The sequence below is a fragment of the Microbacterium alkaliflavum genome, from assembly GCF_044325405.1.
Classification (GTDB): Bacteria; Actinomycetota; Actinomycetes; order Actinomycetales; family Microbacteriaceae; genus Microbacterium; species Microbacterium alkaliflavum.
Window position 1 is genome coordinate 678,256 of sequence record NZ_JBIQWL010000002.1, and the last position, 15,072, is coordinate 693,327.

Below are 15,072 nucleotides of genomic sequence, written 5' to 3' on the forward strand. Positions count from 1 at the left end.
CCTAGAAGCCGGAGACGCGCTCGATGGCCTGCTGGAACAGGTCGGACAGGGCCGGCCCGGCGAGCGCCCAGATCACGACGACCAGGCCGGCCGTCATGAGGGTGATCAGGACCCAGCCCGGCACGTCGCCGCGCTCGTCGTCGATCGTCAGGGCGAAGCGCGCGCGGAGCGCGCCTGCGAGGCAGTGGAACATGGTTTCTCCTTCCGGCCGGTCAGCCGATTCCGAGTCGAAGCATGAAGATGCCGGGGAACACCGCGAACAGGACGCTCAGCGGCAGCACGAAGAAGACCAACGGCACGAGCATGTAGATCTCCTTGCGTCCGGCGCGCTCGATCAGGCGTCGCTTCGCGTCCTCCCGGGCGTCGAGCGCCTGCGCGTGCAGCACGTGCGCGAGGGGCGCGCCGCGATCGATCGCCGCGACGAGCTGGTCGATCGACCGCGTCACCGACGCGATGTCGAGGCGCGCCGCGAGGCGCAGCAGCGACTCCGACAGCGAGGAGCCGGTGCCGACCGCGAGCACGACGCCGCGCAGCTCGGCCGTCAGCTCGCCCGCGCCCACGTCGGACACCCGTCGGAGGGAATCGAGGATACCCTCCCCGGCCGAGAGGCACAGCGCGAGGAACTCGAGCACCGTGGGCAGCTCCTCCTCGATGCGCGACACGCGCGCCGCGGCGGCGCGGCTGAGGGCGAGGTCGTAGAGAGCCGCGGCGGCGAATGCTGCGACGGGCGGAATGAGGACGAGTCCGCCCGAGGCGCGACCCGCGATGACGAGTGCGACGGCGGCAGCGCCTCCGGCGGCGAGGCCCGCGACCGCCCACGCGAGCTGACGGGCGCGGAAGGCCGCGGCATCCATCCCGCGACCCGCCTGTCGCAGGCGACGCTCGATGGATGCCGAACCGCCGATGAGGCGCCCGGCACGCTCGAGACCCGCACCCCACAGCGCACGCGGATCAGCGAGCCGCGGGCCCGCGCTCGCGGGCGTGAGACCGCGCGGGTCTGTCACGTCGCGGATGTACGGAGCGATCCGGCGGGCGAGCGTCGGTGCACCCCAGCGCGGGGCGAGCGACACGAGCAGGCACACGCCGAGGCCGAAAGCCGCCCCGAGCACGATCGCCAGGGCCGCGTCCGTAGGCGCGAACGGCATCATCCGAACCACCGCCGCGGCTCAGGCAGGCGGCCGACGCGAAGCATGATGCGGTACGCGACGAACGACACCGCCGCGCCCGCGACGATGAGCGCGACCCCGCCAGGGCTCGTGTAGGCCGCGGCGCCTTCTGGGCGCATCGCGAGAAGGCCGAGGATGACCCACGGAGCCGTCACGCCCAGTACGGCCGCGCCGCGGATCCAGGACTGCCGGGCCTCGACCTCCGCGCGCAGTGTGGCGTCGGCGCGCACCGACGTCGCGAGCGCTCGCAGCACGGGCGTGAGCTCCGTGCCGCCGACCTGCCGCGCCATGCGCAGCGTCTCCACGATGCGATCGGCGACGGGGTCGCCGAAGGCCGACTTGAGTCGCAGGATGCTCGAGTCGAAGTGCCCGGACGCCGCGAGGTCGCGCGCGAAAGAGCCGAACGGGGGCCGCAGCGGCGCCGGCGCCGAATCGGCGAGCGCGGCTACCGCGTCGGGCAGCGACATCCCCGCGCGCACCGACGCGATGAGCAGGTCGCAGACATCGGGCCACAGCGCCCGACGGCTGCGGACGAGTCGCATCCGCCGGGCGCGCAGCCACACGAAGGGTGCGCCGGCGCCGGCCGCTGCGGCGACGACCACAATCGCGGGGACGGGCACGACGAGCCATGCGACAGCAGCCGACACGAGACCCAAGATCACCGACGCGGCGACGACGCCTGCAGGCGCGGCGTGCGAGAGCCCGGCCTCCTCGAGCAGTCGCGAGAGCGCGTTCGAGGCGCGGCTCTGCGCACGCTCGGCCCGGGCCGGCCACACCCACGGCGAGATCGCGAGCAGGAGCCCCGCCGCGAGAACCGCGCCCCACACGATCGTCACGGGGCATCCCCTCGATAGACGGTGCGCGCTTCGACGCCGAGCGCACCGATCCCCGTCGGCACGACGATCTCGGCGACCCTTCGGCGGCCGGACGCGTCGCGCTCGCAATGCACGACGAGGTCGACGGATGCCGCCACCGCAGGCTGCACGAACCCCGCGTCGATGTTGCGCCCCGCGAGAAGTGGCAGTGCGCACAGCTTCGTGAGCGCCTCGCGCGCGGAGTTCGCATGGATCGTCGCGGCGCCCGGCACGCCGGTGTTGAGGGCGAGGAGCAGATCGAGCGCCTCGGCGTCGCGCACCTCGCCGACGACGAGCCGGTCGGGACGCATGCGCAGCGCCTCCTTCACGAGCCGCCGCATGCTCACCTCGCCGGTGCCTTCGAGGCTGGGCTGCCGACCTTGCAGCGCGACGAGGTCGGGCGCGTCGACCGCGAGCTCGAAGGTCTCCTCCACCGTCACGATGCGGTGGTGCGCAGGCGCCGCCGCGATGAGTGCGCCGAGGAGCGTCGTCTTGCCCGCATGCGTCGCACCGGAGACGAGGACGCTTCTGCCGTCGCGCATCGCGCCTCGCAACAGCTCGGCACCGGCCGGCGAGAGCGACCGCGCCGCGACCAGCCGGTCGAGGTCGCGGAACGCGGGCAGGAACTTGCGGACATTGACAGCCCAGTGCCGGCGCGTGATGTCGGGGATGACCACGTGAAGGCGGCTGCCATCGGGGAGCGATGCGTCGACGAACGGCTGCGAGAGATCCACTCGGCGGCCGCTCGCGTGCAGCATCCGCTCGACCAGGTCGCGCACCTGCACGTCGGTCAGTGCGAGCGGCACGCGCTCGGAGACTCCGCCCCGGGCGATGAAGATGCGATCGGGCGCGTTGATCCACAGCTCCTCGACGGTCGGATCGTCGAGGTACGTCTGCAGCGGACCGTACCCCGCGACCGTCGCGAGCACGTCGCGCACGCACGAGGCCTCGTCGTCGACGGGTGCAAGGCCGCGCGCGAGCGCGAAGTCGTTGTGCCGGCGCACCTCGGCGCGCACGATCTGCGCCGCGTATCCGGGGTCGCGAGCGGGATCCGCGTGCTCCGCGCGCAGCCGCTCGCGCACGCGCTCGGCGACGAGAGCGGCGGGCGGCGCCTGGACGAGGGGAAGCACCGAAGCATCCTCGCAAGCGCCGGAAGCGGCATCCCGGACTTATCCACAGGCCCCGGCGATGCCCGGACATGCCGGCGGCCGGGGCTCCCCCACCCCGGCCGCGGCGTCCCAAGCCGTGCAGATCACGGACCGGTGATCGTGCCTCCGTTCGTGATCGTGAGCGTGGATGCCTCATGGCAGCTGCCCGGAATGTCCCGCTGAGCCGGGTTCGTGCTGTCGTAGCCGACCCGCCACGAGTACGTTCCCGATACCGATTGCGGCGTCGTGTTCGCGCTCGACACGGTCTGCGGCGACGCACCGGCGACGGCGACGGTCGTGCTGTAGATCGACGACCCGCCGCAGTTCGCCAGGGCGAACAGCTCGAACGACACCGTGCCGGCGAGAGCTCCGCCGTTGGGTGCCGACACCGTCACGGAGTCGTTGGGCACCCACGTCTGCGCGCTCGACAGGCTCGAGGCGACCGTGTTCACCACGACGTCCTCATTCGTGTCGTCGCACGCCGTGTTGTGGCTCGTGGAGTTCGTGTTGGGCGAGCTCCCGGTGTACGACGCGACCCAGTGGTACGTGCCGGCGGCGCCGGGCACGAACTGCGGGTTCGGGGTGGCGTACGTGTTGTCGCCGCTCACCGGCACAGCCGCCGACGTGTACGCGACCGTCGTGCAGTCGTTCGGCCCGTAGAGGGTGAACGTGACCGATCCGCCGGCCGCCGCGCCGCCCGTGCCCGTGAGGTTGATCACCGGGTTGGCCGGCTGCGTCGCCGTGCCGCTCAGCGTCGCACTGTCGCTCACGGAGCCTCCGAGGTAGACGTCGTCGCCCGCGGTCGTCGCGAGCCCCGGCGTCACGGGATTGACCGTGAAGCACTCGTTCACCGCCGAGTCGTTCGACCCGGGGATGCCGTTCGCGGGATCGCCGCTGAACACGCCGCGCCAGCAGTAGCGGCCCGCCGACGTGACGTACGCCGTCGGCGACACCACGGTCGCCGGATAGGCCGTGCCGGTGAGGTTCGTCGACCCGACGCTCGTGCCGCCCGTGTCGCACAGTCCGGGTGCATCGACCTTGCACAGGAAGAACGCGACCGAGCCGGCCGGTGTGGCCGTACCGCCCTGGAGGTCGACGACCGCAGAGTCCTTGACGCCCACGACGCCCGTGCCGATCGAGAGCCCGCCGCCCGGGATGGCCCCGCCCGCCGCCGTCTTGGGCGTGGTCACGGTAGTCGACTCGCAGTTGCTGATCGGCGGCGCGTTCTTGAGGATCGTGTCCTTGTAGTCGGCCGTGTCGGAGTTGCCGGTGACGGTGCTCGGAATCGTGTTGGCGAACGACAGACAGTTCGTCGCACCCCCGAAGATCGTCGCCGTCAGGTCGACGGCGGCCTCGCCGAAGAAGCCGTTCGCGCTGTACTGGGCCTGCGAGACGGCCGAGTTCAGCAGAGTCGCGGCTCCCAGGGTCAGGTTCGGCGCCGTGCCGCTCCAGGTCCGCAGGTAGAGGTCTCTGCTTCCGCCCTGCTGGTCCCAGAGGATCATGAAGTCGCCGGCCTTGCGGTTCGCCCAGGGGTTGCAGTTCGCGATCAGCTGGTCGCTCGTCGCGGTGTCGTACGCACAGCCCGCAGGCACGGGGTTCTGCATGAACTCGTAGGCGATGAAGCCGCTGCCGCTGTTGCTGTCGCGCTCCCACGCGAAGTACAGCCAGTCGTGCGTCCCTTCTTTCGCGGTCGTGAGCCAGGCGCGGCGCAGGTCGACCTGCGCGTTCGGGTTCGTCAGACCCAGCGTGGGCACCGCGTCACTGTGGATGACGCCGATCTTCGTCGTGTTCGAGTTGAGCGGACCGAGCTCCTTGACGTTTCCGAACTGGTCGGGCAGTTCGGTGGCGCCCGCGTCGGGCACGTTCCCGTCGATGTTGAACGGGCCGTCAGCGGCCATCGCGGCGGGTGCGGCCATCGCCGATATCGTGACGACGACGGCGAAGATGCCGATGAGCCACGGCTTCCTGCGACGTCCAGTGGGCGAGGCGTGGCGCGCGTTCGAGCGTGGCATGTGCATGGCGATCCTCCTCAGGTCGGTCCTTGCCCCAGGCTAGGAATCCGCTGAGAACGCGACCATCGGGAGAAGGCCGCATCCGACCTAGGGTCGATTCCCTAGGTCCTCTTTCCCGAAGCGTCCCGCGGTTCTACGCTGGTACCGCCGTGGGGAGGCGACATCGCGGGTGGTGACGGCATCATCCGCCCGGATGTCCCGCAGGGCGGGCAAGCCCCGGACACGCGGCACATGGGGAAACGACGTGGACATCGACGGCGATGGCACGTACGCACTGGTCGTCGCAGGCGACCACGTGCGAGCCGATTACGCCCGGCTGCTGGCGCGCCTCGGCCTGCGCGCAGACTCGTATTCCAGGGCGATGGATGCTGAGACCGGCCTGGGCGCGCACCCTCCTGCTGTCGCGATCCTCGAGGTCGAGGACGGCGGCTGCGCACTGCTCCGGCAACTCCGCGATCGATTCGGTCCCGACGTACCGGTCGTGCTGGTGTCGGCCGATCGCACGACGCCGGCCGACGTCGTCGCGGGACTCCTCGTGGGCGCAGACGACTATGCCGCGGAGTCGATGGACGCCGACGAGTTCGTCGCGCGCGTGCGGCGCCTCATCGACCGCACCAGGCGCAACGGCAACGCGACGGTCGATCTGCGAAGGCTCTCCATGCTGACCGAGCGCGAACGGCAGGTGCTGACGCTCATCGCGGAGGGGCGGTCGCAGAAGCAGGTCGCGACCGTGCTGGGGATCAGCGTCAAGACCGTGGGCGCTCACGTGCAGAACCTGCTGTCGAAGCTCGGCGTGCATTCGCGGGTCGAGGCGGTCGCGCTCGCGGTGCGCGCCAACGGCTCGTCGTGACGGGGGTAGTCCCTTCTGATGCGGCGGACACGGCGCTCGGCGACGTGGTGATCCGGGGCATCCGGTGACACGATGGGGAGCACACCCTGGAAGGACGAGCGATGACCCACACCAAGCGCGAATTGACCCCGCCCGAGAAGGTCGGGTCGGCGATCCTGGGCCTGCTTCAGGTGACCTTCGCGTTCCTCGCCGCATGGGACCTCTGGCATCGTCCCGAGGAGACCGTCCGGGGCAGCAAGTGGGCGTGGGGCGCGGCGCTCCTGGTCAACTGGATCGGCCCGGCGTCGTACTTCCTGTTCGGCATCAAGCACGAGCGCCGCTGACACCGCCCGACGGGGGCCGGCCCCCCAGCCGCCGCTCAGGTCGCTCAGTAGACTGAACGCACCCGCGGGAGTGGTGAAACTGGCAGACACGCAGGATTTAGGTTCCTGTGCCTCCGGGCGTGTGGGTTCAAGTCCCACCTTCCGCACGGTGCCGCCGGCGTCACCGCCCTCGCGGCATCCTTCGACCGCCGACCGCTCCGACCGACGGGAACCCCTGTGCACAGCATCGCTCTCATCCCCTGGCTCGATCCCAACACGATCATCAGCGCGGCCGGTCCGTGGGCGCTGCTCGTGGTGTGCTTCATCGTCTTCGCCGAGACGGGCCTGCTCGTCGGCTTCCTCCTTCCCGGAGACACGCTCCTGGTCATCGCGGGCCTGCTGACCCACACGAACAACGTCTTCGGCCTCAACATCTGGCTCGTCGCGCTGCTCATCGCCGTCGCGGCCTTCATCGGCGGTGAGGTCGGCTACCTCATCGGGCACAAGGGCGGGCCTGCCGTGTTCGAGCGCAAGGAATCGGGCGTGTTCAGCCGGAAGAACGTCGAGCGCACCAACATGTTCTTCGAGCGCTACGGCGGGCTGACGGTGATCATGGCGCGGTTCGTGCCGATCGTGCGAACCTTCGCCCCCGTCGCCGCGGGTGTCGGACACATGCCGTGGCGTCGATACACCTTGTACAACGCCATCGGCGCCCTGCTCTGGGGCTTCGGGCTCGTCATGCTCGGCTACGGCATCGGCTACATCCAGTGGGTTGCCGACATCGTGACGGAGTACATCGACGTGATCCTCATCGGCGTCGTGGTCCTGACGGCCGCCATCACGATCTGGCACTACGTGCGCGAGCGCTCGAAGGCGAAGAAGGAAGCCGCCGAGGGCGAGGGCGAAGTGGGCGCCGACGAAGCGGCCCACCTCGTGCTCGATCCCGAGGTCTTCGAACGGGGCCACGACCACCGCCACGGCGACGCCACGCCGCCCGCGCCGACCGCCTAGTCAGGACGCCTTCGAGGCCTTCTTCCTCGTGGCGGGCTTGGTCGCGGGCTTCCCGGATGCCTTCGCGTCGGACTTCTCGGGCGAAGCGGCATCCGCCTTCCCGCCGCCGGCCCGCGCCGCTCGCGACTTCTCGACCGACGCCCGCAGTGCGGCCATGAGGTCGATGACCTCGCCGCCGGCCTCCTCCTCCTGCTCGCCGAACGTCTCCGAGGTGTCGAGCGCGTCGCCCTTCTCGAGCTTCGCCTCGATGAGCGTGCGCAGCTCCTCCTGGTACTCGTCGGTGAACTGCTCCGGGTCGAAGTCGCTCGCGAAGCTGTCGACGAGGGATGCCGAGAGCTCGAGCTCCTTCGCCGAGATCCGCACCGACTCGTCCAGGGACGGGAACGAGGCTTCGCGAACCTCGTCGGACCACAGGAGCGTCTGCAGCACGAGCACGTCGCCGCGCACGCGCAGTGCAGCGAGGCGCGTCTTCTGCCGCAGCGAGAACCGCACGATCGCGGTGCGGTCGGTCTGCTCGAGTGTCCGCCGCAGCAGCACGTAGGCCTTCGGCGACGCGGAGTCGGGCTCCAGGTAGTACGCCCGGTCGAAGGTCAGCGGATCGACCTGGTCGCTCGGCACGAACTCGACGACGTCGATCTCGCGGCTGCGCTCGGCGGGAAGCGACGCCAGATCGTCCTTCGTGAGCACGACGGTCTTCTCGCCGTCGTCGTAGGCCCTGTCGATGTCCTGGTACGCGACGACCTCGCCGTCGATCTCGCAGATGCGCTGATAGCGGATGCGCCCGCCGTCCTTGTTGTGCACCTGGTGCAGCGAGACGTCGTGATCCTCCGTCGCGGCATATACCTTGACGGGCACGTTGACGAGGCCGAAGGTCAAGGCGCCCTTCCAGATCGCTCTCATCACACCAGTACACCGGTTTTGACCCGGCAAGGCCAGGGGCGACAGCCGTCACAGGAGGTCTGGAGGGGTGGCTCCCGGCGCCGATGGCCTAGCCCGTCACCTGGATCTGGACCGTGAACTCATTCTGGATCGAACCGTCGGCCGGGGACAGGCTGTAGGCGACGACATCGTAGAGCCCGGGGGCAAGATCGGCGGGCACCGTGAGCTTCGAGGAGAACTGCGATTCGACGCAGCACTCCTCCGCCGTCACGGGCACGCTCACGACGGCTGTGCCCCCGGCGTCGCGCAATTCGACCGTGAGCGCCGCCTCGAAGAGCTTCGCCGTGCCGAGGAGGAAGATCAGTCCGCCCGTCGGATAGACCTGCCCGCATGTCGGGCTCGTCATGATGATGTCGGGACGGTCGGTCGAGACGGTGATGTTCCTCGTGACGAGGTCGGTCATCGCGCCGTCCTTGGGACTGAGCGTGTAGGCCCGCACCGTGACCGGGAGCGGATCCTCCTCGGGCGGGAACGCGAGGATCGCCGTCCACGTGCCGGGTGTGCCGCTGCCGGAGGTCGCCATGATGTGCCGCACGCACATCGTGAAACCCTCCTGATCCAGTACGTCGACGGTGAGTGCGGCTTCGAAAGTGTCCGCCGTGCCGGTCGCCTCGAACGGCACCGACACGGTCGCATCGTCGGCGGGCGCGTCGATCGCGATGGCAGGCTCGGCATCCGACGGAGTGGCTGATGGCGTTGCGGTCGTCGAGCCCGTAGACGCGGGGCTCGAACTCGGCGAGGCGCCGCCTGTCCCCGAGGCGCACGAGGCCAGCCCCAGAGCAATGACTAAGGCGGACAGCGCATACATTCTTCGTTGAATCATGCCGGAAGCCCTTCTCGGTTCCGGATTGTACGCGCCTCGCCGCGGCTCGGTCCATGCGGCCTCCTCCTGCACGCGAGACCGGGCAGTATGGTGCCATGGCCGGGGAGGACCAGCTCGTGAGCATAGGCGGCCGACGCCTGCGCCTGACGAACCTCGACAAGGTCCTCTACCCCGAGACCGGCACGACGAAGGCCGAGGTCATCGACTACTACTCGCGCATCGCGACGACGATGATCCCACACGTCGTGGGCCGGCCCGTCACCCGCAAGCGCTGGCCGGACGGTGTCGGCACGGAGGAGCATCCGGGGCAGTTCTTCTTCGCGAAAGACCTCGAGCCCGGCGCGCCCGCGTGGGTGCACCGGCTGCCGATCCCCCACTCAGGCGGCCCGAAGGACTATCCCCTCGCCGGCGACGTGCCCACGATCGTGTACCTCGCCCAGGTCGCCAGCCTCGAGCTGCACGTCCCGCAGTGGCGATTCACCCCGTCGGGCGAGCGCGGCGACGCCGACCGCCTGGTGCTCGACCTCGATCCCGGCCCCGGCGCAGGCCTTGCCGAGTGCGCGGAGGTCGCCCGCTGGGCGCGCGAGATCCTCGGACACATGGGGCTCGAGCCCTACCCCGTGACGAGCGGGAGCAAAGGCATCCAGCTCTACTCGGCACTGCCGCCCGGGCAGAGCAGCGAGCAGGCGTCGGCCATCGCCCACGAGCTCGCACGCGCGATCGAGGCCGACCACCCCGACCTCGTCGTGAGCAGCATGAAGAAGTCGATCCGCGGCGGCCGCGTGCTCATCGACTGGAGTCAGAACAACGGCGCGAAGACGACGATCGCGCCCTATTCGATGCGCGGACGCCCTCACCCCACCGTCGCCGTCCCTCGCACATGGGAGGAGCTCGACGACCCCGGACTGCGGCACCTGTGGTTCGACGAGGTCCTCGAACGGCTGGAAGGCATCGGCGACCCCCTGTCACCGCTCGGCTTCCACGCGGGCGGGCGCTCCGCCGACGAGGGACCACTCAGCACCTACATCGCCAAGCGCACCGCCGGCCGCACGCCCGAGCCCGTGCCCTCTCATCCGGGCGCCGAGGCCCGCGGACCCGACGAACTGCCGATCTTCGTGATCCAGGAGCATCACGCGACGGCGCTGCATTGGGACTTCCGCCTCGAGCGCGACGGCGTGCTCGTCAGCTGGGCCGTGCCGCGCGGCGTGCCCCACTCGTACAAGCGAAACAACCTCGCGATCCAGACCGAGGACCACCCGATGGAGTACGCGACGTTCGAGGGAACGATTCCGCGCGGCGAGTACGGCGGAGGGACCGTGACGATCTGGGACGACGGGCGCTACGCGCTCGAGAAGTGGCGCGACGACGAAGTCATCTTCACGGCCGAGGGACGACCGGGCGGTCCGCTCGGTCGCGTGCGTCTCGCCCTTCTTCGCACCCAGGGCGAGGGTGAGAAGTCGCAGTGGCTGCTGCACCGGATGAAGGCGGATGCCGAGGGGCGACCTCAGCCGGACGGCATGGTCGTCGAGCCGTCGCCGCAGGCGGACGAGCCGCGCGGGCGCCGCACAGGGGCGAGCGCCTCCCGAAGGCCCCACTCGACCTCGGACTCGCACGGCATCTCCCCCGAGGCCACGATCGACCAGCTCCTCGAGGCCGCCCCTGTCGCGTCCTGGCCGCCCGCGGCGGCCGACCTGCGCCCCATGCTCTCGACGACGGCGTCCCCCGACCGGGCGCGCTCCGACGCCCGGCAATGGGGCGCCCCGGCATGGGCGGAGGCGAAGTGGGACGGCATCCGCGCGCTGGGCGTGTGGGACGGCACCGCGATGCGCCTCTGGGCGCGGAGCGGCAACGAGAGCACGGCGAAATACCCCGAGATCGCCGGGGGCGACACCGGGCTCGGCGACGAGCCCTGCGTCGTGGACGGCGAGCTCGTCGCCCTCGACGGCGGACGCCCGAGCTTCGCGCTCCTGCAGACGCGGATGAACCTCGTGGGCCCGGGCGACGTCGCCCGCGTCGCGAAGCGCACGCCGGTGCACTACTACCTCTTCGACGTGCTCGTCGCGCGCGGACGCGACGTCACGGGCCTGCCGCTCGCCGAGCGCCGGCGCATCCTCGAAGACCTCGCCTCCCGCGCGATCCCGGCGATCGTCGTGCCTCCGGTTTTCGACGACGTGGATGCCGCCCTCGACGCGAGCCGGCGCTTCGACCTCGAGGGGATCGTCGTCAAGGATCCGCGGTCGACGTACCGTCGCGGCATCCGCTCGGAGTCGTCACTGAAGGTCAAGCTGACGCGCACGCAGGAAGTCGTGATCGCGGGCATCCGGCCCGGCCAGGGCGGGCGCGCCTCGACGTTCGGCTCGCTGCTCGTCGGCATCCCGGGACCCGAGGGCCTGCAGTACGCCGGCCGCGTGGGCACGGGCTTCAGCGACGCGACGCTGCGGTCGCTGCAGAAGCAGCTTGCGCCGCTCGGCACCGACGTCAACCCGCTCGTGGGCGTGCCGGCCCTCGACGCCCGGGACGTGCTGTGGGTGCGACCCGAGCTCGTCGCCGAGGTCGAGTTCGGCGAGTTCACGCCGTCGGGCATCCTGAGGCACCCGCGCTGGCGAGGACTGCGGCCCGACAAGAGCCCGGGAGAGGTCGCCCGCGAAAGCTAGGCGTGCGCGTCGTGCTCGACGTGCCCGGCCGGCTCCAGCTGGAACGTGGAGTGCTCGACGTCGAAGTGGTGGGCGAGGCATTCCTGGAGCTGTTCGAGGATCTCCCCCGACCGCCCCTCGCGGAACGCGTCGGGATCGACGACGACGTGCGCCGTGAAGACCGGCGCGCCGCGGGTGAGCTGCCAGACGTGCACGTCGTGCGCGTCCACGACGCCCGGGGTCGTGAGGATGTGGTCGCGGATCTCCTGCACATGCACGCCCTTGGGAGACGACTCGCTCAGCACCGAGACGACTTCGCGGAGAAGCCCGATCGCGCGCGGCACGATCATCGCCGCGATGATGAGCGACGCGACGGCGTCGGCCTGCACCCAGCCGGTCGTCAGGAGGACGATCGCCGCGATGATGACGGCGGCCGACCCGAGGAGGTCGCCCATCACCTCGAGGTAGGCGCCCCGCACGTTGATGCTCGTGCGCTGTGCGGCGCTCAGAAGCCACAGGGCGACTGCATTGGCCACGAGCCCGACGATCGCGACGACGAGCATGAGCCCGCCCTCGATCTCGACCTGGCCCGGGTCGAGGAGACGCTGCACCGCCTCGACCGCAACCCACACGGAGAGCGCGATGAGGATGACGCCGTTGACCAGCGCGCCCAGGACCTCGGCGCGCTGATAGCCGAACGTGCGGCGGTCGTCGGCGGGACGCGCCGCCACCGACGACGCGATGAGCGCGATGATGAGGGCCGCGGCATCCGTGAACATGTGCGCCGCATCGGCGAGGAGCGCGAGCGATCCCGACAGCACCGATCCGACGACCTGCACGATCATGACGATCGTCGTCAGCGCGAGCGAGATCGCCAGCAGACGGCGTGCGCCGGCTCCTCGGATGCCGCTCGGGGCGTGATCGTGCATAGCCCCAGGCTACGTCGTCAGGCACGCAACAGGAGCGCGACCCCCGACCCGACGAGCCACGCCGACCAGGCGATGGGGGTCACGACACCGGGGGGTCCCCAGCCATGCTGCCGCGTGCCCGTCAGAGGTCGGCGAGCAGCGGTGCGAGCTCGTGGAACGCGCGCGCACGGTGGGATGCCGCGTTCTTCTCCGCCGCCGACCACTCGCCGACAGTGCGCTCGGCGCCGTCGGGCTGCGCGTCGGGGATGAAGATCGGGTCGTAGCCGAACCCCCCTCCGCCGCTCGCCGCCGGCGCGAGCCGGCCGCGCCAGACCCCCTCGACGACGTGCTCGACTGCGTTCCCCGATCCGGGCGCGACGAGGGCGATCGTCGAGACGAACTGCGCCGAGCGGTGCGGATCGTGGATGTCGGAGAGCTGGTCGAGCAGCAGGCTCAGGTTGGCCGAGGCATCCTTCGCGTGCCCCGCCCAGTACGCGGAGAAGACGCCGGGCGCGCCGCCGAGCACGTCGACGCAGATGCCAGAGTCGTCGGCCAGCGCGGGAAGGCCCGTGTGCGCCGCGGCCGCGCGGGCCTTGATGAGGGCGTTCTCGGCGAACGTCGTGCCGTCTTCGACCGGTTCGGGACCGTCGTAGCCGATCACCTCGAGGTCGGGACGCGTGGCCGCGACGATGGCCTGGAACTCCTCGACCTTGTGCGGATTGTGCGTCGCGAGCACGACCTGCCGGGCCACTGCTCAGGCCTCGGGCGCGAGCGCGGCCGCCTGCAGGTCGCGCAGCTGCGCGCAGCCGTCGACACCGAGCTGCAGCAGCGCGTCGAGCTCGCGCTTGTCGAAGGGGGCGCCCTCGGCAGTGCCCTGCACTTCGACGAACAGGCCACGGCCCGTCACGACGACGTTCATGTCGGTCTCCGCTCGGACATCCTCGACGTAGGCGAGGTCGAGCATGGGCACGCCGTCGATGATGCCGACCGAGACGGCCGCGACGGAGTCGATGAGCACCTGCGACTTCTGGCCGACGAACTTCTTGCCGCGGGCCCACTCGATCGCGTCGGCGAGGGCCACATAGGCCCCGGTGATCGCGGCGGTGCGGGTGCCGCCGTCGGCCTGGAGCACGTCGCAGTCGATGACGATCGTGTTCTCGCCCAGCGCCTTCGTGTCGACGACGGAGCGCAGCGCGCGGCCGATGAGGCGCGAGATCTCGTGCGTGCGGCCGCCGATGCGCCCCTTGACCGACTCGCGGTCGTTGCGCTCGTTCGTGGCGCGCGGCAGCATCGCGTACTCCGCCGTGACCCAGCCCTTGCCCTTGCCCGTGAGCCAGCGCGGCACGCCGTTCGTGAACGATGCGGTGCACAGCACCTTGGTGTTGCCGAACGAGATGAGCGCCGACCCCTCGGCCTGGCCGCTCCACCCCCGCTCGATCACGATCGGGCGGAGCTGGCCTGTGGAGCGGCCGTCGCTGCGGACGAGATCGGTCATTGATTTCCCTTCACGAGGTCGATTGCGCCCGTCTGCACGAGCCGTACGGTGCTGACCTCGCGACCCATGAGGCGGTGCGCGAGGCGGAGGAAGTCGTCGGCGGAGTCGCCGGTCGCTTCGTAGACGTGGCGGGGCGCAGCATCCCGGCCCGCGAGCAGGTCGCGGGAGACCAGCTGACGATAGACGTCCTTCGCCGTCTCGGTGTCGCTCGAGACGAGCGACACGTCGGGACCCATGACGTAGCTGATGGCGCCCTCGAGGAACGGGTAGTGCGTGCAGCCGAGCACGAGCGTGTCGACCTGCGCGTTCCGCAGGGGTGCGAGGTACTCCTCGGCGACCGCGAGCACTTCGGGCGAATCGGTGACGCCCGCCTCGACGAACTCGACGAACTGCGGGCACGCCTGCGCGAACACCGTGAGCCGCTCGTTCACCTCGAGCATGTCCTGGTAGGCGCGCGAGCCGATCGTGCCGGCCGTGCCGATGACGCCGATGCGCCCGTTGCGGGTCGTCGACATCGCCGTGCGCACGGCGGGTCCGATGACCTCCACGACGGGCACGTCGTAGCGCTCGCGCGCATCGCGCAGCATCGCCGCGGACGCCGTGTTGCACGCGATCACGAGCATCTTGACGCCCTCCTCGACGAGGGTGTCCAGCACCTCCAGCGCATAGCGCCGCACATCGGCGATCGGCTTGGGCCCGTAGGGAGAGTGCGCGGTGTCGCCGATGTACAGCATCGACTCGCGCGGAAGCTGCGCCGAGATCGCCCGGGCCACCGTGAGGCCGCCGACTCCGGAGTCGAAGATGCCGATCGGAGCGTCGTTCACGATCGTCCAGCCTACGCGGTGTCGTCGGGGGCGCGGCGAAGCCGCCGGCGAGCGGAGCGAGCCCTAGCGGGGAACTCCCCGCGATCGGAATAGCTAGGCTGACGCGC

At 70.6% G+C, this 15,072-nt stretch carries 15 protein-coding genes and 1 tRNA gene; 5 read left to right on the forward strand and 11 right to left on the reverse strand.

The window, feature by feature from the left end; translation table 11 throughout:
- Position 1 precedes the first annotated feature (1 nt).
- From ACH3VR_RS08145 to ACH3VR_RS08165, 5 genes are all read right to left on the reverse strand, one after another.
- The gene (locus tag ACH3VR_RS08145; protein ID WP_396640251.1) at positions 2 to 193 is read right to left on the reverse strand and encodes a hypothetical protein; all 192 of its coding nucleotides are present in this window, start codon (positions 191 to 193) and stop codon (positions 2 to 4) included.
- A gap of 19 nt (positions 194 to 212) precedes the next feature.
- The gene (locus ACH3VR_RS08150) at positions 213 to 1,145 is read right to left on the reverse strand and encodes a type II secretion system F family protein (protein ID WP_396640252.1); all 933 of its coding nucleotides are present in this window, start codon (positions 1,143 to 1,145) and stop codon (positions 213 to 215) included.
- Positions 1,145 to 2,002: a type II secretion system F family protein gene (locus tag ACH3VR_RS08155; protein ID WP_396640253.1), complete on the reverse strand. Its 858-nt coding sequence runs from the start codon at positions 2,000 to 2,002 to the stop codon at positions 1,145 to 1,147. Before ACH3VR_RS08155 ends, ACH3VR_RS08150 begins: the two co-directional genes overlap by 1 nt.
- Positions 1,999 to 3,150 carry a CpaF family protein gene (locus ACH3VR_RS08160; RefSeq protein ID WP_396640254.1) on the reverse strand — a complete coding sequence of 384 codons (1,152 nt, stop codon included), beginning with the start codon at positions 3,148 to 3,150 and terminating at the stop codon, positions 1,999 to 2,001. The genes ACH3VR_RS08155 and ACH3VR_RS08160 overlap by 4 nt, the downstream gene beginning before the upstream one ends.
- Before the next feature lie 122 nt (positions 3,151 to 3,272).
- On the reverse strand, positions 3,273 to 5,186 hold the full coding sequence (locus ACH3VR_RS08165; protein WP_396640255.1) for a hemagglutinin: 1,914 nt from the start codon (positions 5,184 to 5,186) through the stop codon (positions 3,273 to 3,275).
- A 238-nt stretch (positions 5,187 to 5,424) separates the two neighbouring features.
- On the opposite strand from ACH3VR_RS08165, the gene ACH3VR_RS08170 reads away from it, so the two are divergent.
- The 4 genes from ACH3VR_RS08170 to ACH3VR_RS08185 all read left to right on the forward strand — a co-directional run bounded on the left by ACH3VR_RS08170 (position 5,425) and on the right by ACH3VR_RS08185 (position 7,343).
- Positions 5,425 to 6,030 (forward strand): response regulator transcription factor, encoded by a 606-nt coding sequence (locus ACH3VR_RS08170; protein ID WP_396640256.1) that lies wholly within the window; start codon positions 5,425 to 5,427, stop codon positions 6,028 to 6,030.
- Between the two features lie 101 nt (positions 6,031 to 6,131).
- Positions 6,132 to 6,353: a PLDc N-terminal domain-containing protein gene (locus ACH3VR_RS08175; protein ID WP_396640257.1), complete on the forward strand. Its 222-nt coding sequence runs from the start codon at positions 6,132 to 6,134 to the stop codon at positions 6,351 to 6,353.
- 64 nt (positions 6,354 to 6,417) lie between these two features.
- Positions 6,418 to 6,499 (forward strand) — tRNA-Leu (locus ACH3VR_RS08180).
- A gap of 70 nt (positions 6,500 to 6,569) precedes the next feature.
- On the forward strand, positions 6,570 to 7,343 hold the full coding sequence (locus tag ACH3VR_RS08185; protein WP_396640258.1) for a DedA family protein: 774 nt from the start codon (positions 6,570 to 6,572) through the stop codon (positions 7,341 to 7,343).
- On the opposite strand, the gene ku is transcribed toward ACH3VR_RS08185, so the two are convergent.
- Complete coding sequence (gene ku, locus ACH3VR_RS08190) at positions 7,344 to 8,243, reverse strand: non-homologous end joining protein Ku (protein ID WP_396640259.1); 900 nt, start codon at positions 8,241 to 8,243, stop codon at positions 7,344 to 7,346.
- Between the two features lie 88 nt (positions 8,244 to 8,331).
- Positions 8,332 to 9,105, reverse strand: coding sequence for a Gmad2 immunoglobulin-like domain-containing protein (locus ACH3VR_RS08195; protein ID WP_396640260.1), 774 nt, complete (start codon positions 9,103 to 9,105; stop codon positions 8,332 to 8,334).
- Between the two features lie 95 nt (positions 9,106 to 9,200).
- On the opposite strand from ACH3VR_RS08195, the gene ACH3VR_RS08200 reads away from it, so the two are divergent.
- Positions 9,201 to 11,759, forward strand: coding sequence for an ATP-dependent DNA ligase (locus ACH3VR_RS08200; RefSeq protein WP_396640261.1), 2,559 nt, complete (start codon positions 9,201 to 9,203; stop codon positions 11,757 to 11,759).
- On the opposite strand, the gene ACH3VR_RS08205 is transcribed toward ACH3VR_RS08200, so the two are convergent.
- The 4 genes from ACH3VR_RS08205 to murI form a co-directional block, all read right to left on the reverse strand.
- On the reverse strand, positions 11,756 to 12,667 hold the full coding sequence (locus ACH3VR_RS08205; RefSeq protein WP_396640262.1) for a cation diffusion facilitator family transporter: 912 nt from the start codon (positions 12,665 to 12,667) through the stop codon (positions 11,756 to 11,758). The genes ACH3VR_RS08200 and ACH3VR_RS08205 overlap by 4 nt on opposite strands.
- 121 nt (positions 12,668 to 12,788) lie before the next feature.
- The gene (rdgB, locus tag ACH3VR_RS08210) at positions 12,789 to 13,397 is read right to left on the reverse strand and encodes an RdgB/HAM1 family non-canonical purine NTP pyrophosphatase (RefSeq protein WP_396640263.1); all 609 of its coding nucleotides are present in this window, start codon (positions 13,395 to 13,397) and stop codon (positions 12,789 to 12,791) included.
- Between the two features lie 3 nt (positions 13,398 to 13,400).
- Complete coding sequence (gene rph, locus ACH3VR_RS08215; protein WP_396640264.1) at positions 13,401 to 14,141, reverse strand: ribonuclease PH; 741 nt, start codon at positions 14,139 to 14,141, stop codon at positions 13,401 to 13,403.
- Positions 14,138 to 14,965 carry a glutamate racemase gene (gene murI, locus ACH3VR_RS08220; protein ID WP_396640265.1) on the reverse strand — a complete coding sequence of 276 codons (828 nt, stop codon included), beginning with the start codon at positions 14,963 to 14,965 and terminating at the stop codon, positions 14,138 to 14,140. The genes rph and murI overlap by 4 nt, the downstream gene beginning before the upstream one ends.
- Positions 14,966 to 15,072: the final 107 nt, after the last annotated feature.

Coding starts and splice junctions, on each gene's coding strand:
- ACH3VR_RS08145 (WP_396640251.1), bottom strand. CDS start 193: ATGTTCCACTGCCTCGCAGGCGCGCTCCGCGCGCGCTTCGCCCTGACG.
- ACH3VR_RS08150 (WP_396640252.1), bottom strand. CDS start 1,145: ATGCCGTTCGCGCCTACGGACGCGGCCCTGGCGATCGTGCTCGGGGCG.
- ACH3VR_RS08165 (WP_396640255.1), bottom strand. CDS start 5,186: ATGCACATGCCACGCTCGAACGCGCGCCACGCCTCGCCCACTGGACGT.
- ACH3VR_RS08175 (WP_396640257.1), top strand. CDS start 6,132: ATGACCCACACCAAGCGCGAATTGACCCCGCCCGAGAAGGTCGGGTCG.
- ku (WP_396640259.1), bottom strand. CDS start 8,243: ATGAGAGCGATCTGGAAGGGCGCCTTGACCTTCGGCCTCGTCAACGTG.
- ACH3VR_RS08195 (WP_396640260.1), bottom strand. CDS start 9,105: ATGATTCAACGAAGAATGTATGCGCTGTCCGCCTTAGTCATTGCTCTG.
- ACH3VR_RS08200 (WP_396640261.1), top strand. CDS start 9,201: ATGGCCGGGGAGGACCAGCTCGTGAGCATAGGCGGCCGACGCCTGCGC.
- ACH3VR_RS08205 (WP_396640262.1), bottom strand. CDS start 12,667: ATGCACGATCACGCCCCGAGCGGCATCCGAGGAGCCGGCGCACGCCGT.
- rph (WP_396640264.1), bottom strand. CDS start 14,141: ATGACCGATCTCGTCCGCAGCGACGGCCGCTCCACAGGCCAGCTCCGC.